Source organism: Gelidibacter sediminis (assembly GCF_004364975.1).
Lineage (GTDB): Bacteria > Bacteroidota > Bacteroidia > Flavobacteriales > Flavobacteriaceae > Gelidibacter > Gelidibacter sediminis.
In genome coordinates, this window is record NZ_SOBW01000004.1 from 1 (window position 1) to 1,317 (window position 1,317).

Consider the following 1,317-nt stretch of genomic DNA (forward strand, 5'->3'; position numbering starts at 1 on the left):
GGTACGATATACAAACATCCTTTACAGAGTTATAGAAACATCGTTTACACTTTTTAACTTGCAATTTGAACCAAAACTCAGATTGCTATGCCTTGGAAAGACACAACGATTATGGAACAAAAGATTGAATTTATCTGTGAATGGCGAACGGGGAAACACACCATTACAGAACTGTGTAGAAGTTTTGAAATATCAAGACCGACTGCCTACAAAATCATAGCCCGGTTCGAAAGTGAGGGTTATGAAGGACTAAGGGAACTATCAAGAAAACCTCGAGGACCGCATCCCAATGCCACCAGTGAAAAAGTTGTAAAGGGCATCCTCCAGTATAAAGAAAAACACAAGCTGTGGGGAGCAAAAAAAATACACAGGCTGTTGTATAACGATTATCCGGGTGATATTATTCCAACAGTCCTGACAGTGCATAACATCCTTAAAAAACATGGTTTGGTATGCCCTCAAAAACGATTGAGAAGGGTAAAACCAATCCATCCCATATTTGATCCAAAACATTGCAATGAAGTATGGAGTGCAGACTACAAGGGAAAGTTCCTAATGGGCAATAAAATCTATTGTCATCCATTAACAATAGCTGATTCAAAGAGTCGGTATGTATTTACCGCAAAAGGTCATTATAAAGAAAACTTTGTCTCGGCAAAAACAGAGTTCACAAGGGTTTTTAGAAAATATGGCATACCAAAACAAATCCATACGGACAATGGAAGTCCCTTTGGATCTGTAGCTGCAATACAAAGGTTCACCAGGTTGTCATATTGGTTTATTGAACTTGGAATTATGCCAGTATATTCTGATCCGGCACACCCCGAACAGAACGGAAGACATGAACGGATGCATCGAGATTTAAAGGCAGCCTGCGCCAAGCCTTCAGCATACGACCTAAAGGCCCAACAGAGAAGATTGAACCGCTTTGTCAAAGAATATAACAATGTTAGACCCCATGAAGCACTAAACTTGGAAACACCTGCATCCATACATGACTTTTCGACAAGACCATTTCTTGAAAAAACACCTACCTTTGATTATGAGCCAGAGATGAGAGTGTTGAAAGTAACTAAAAATGGATCTGTGAGATGGGGGTCATATAATTGGGTATATTTATCTGCATCCTTACAAGGAAAACATATTGGAGCATTGGAAATGGGGAATGGAATATGGAGGGTGTTTTATAGAAATGTATTCTTGGGATACTTTAATGAAAATGAATTAAGAACTAAAGAAAAATCAGTAAGGTTAGAAACTAATTTAGTGTAAACTCTAATCTATAACTTTTGTAAAGCATGTATCTTAACGAACATT

The 1,317-nt window shown here is 38.0% G+C and carries 1 protein-coding gene; it reads left to right on the forward strand.

The features are described from left to right. The first annotated feature begins 87 nt into the window (after positions 1-87). The gene (locus BXY82_RS00040; protein WP_133756141.1) at positions 88-1,272 is read left to right on the forward strand and encodes an integrase core domain-containing protein; all 1,185 of its coding nucleotides are present in this window, start codon (positions 88-90) and stop codon (positions 1,270-1,272) included. Positions 1,273-1,317 lie beyond the last annotated feature (45 nt).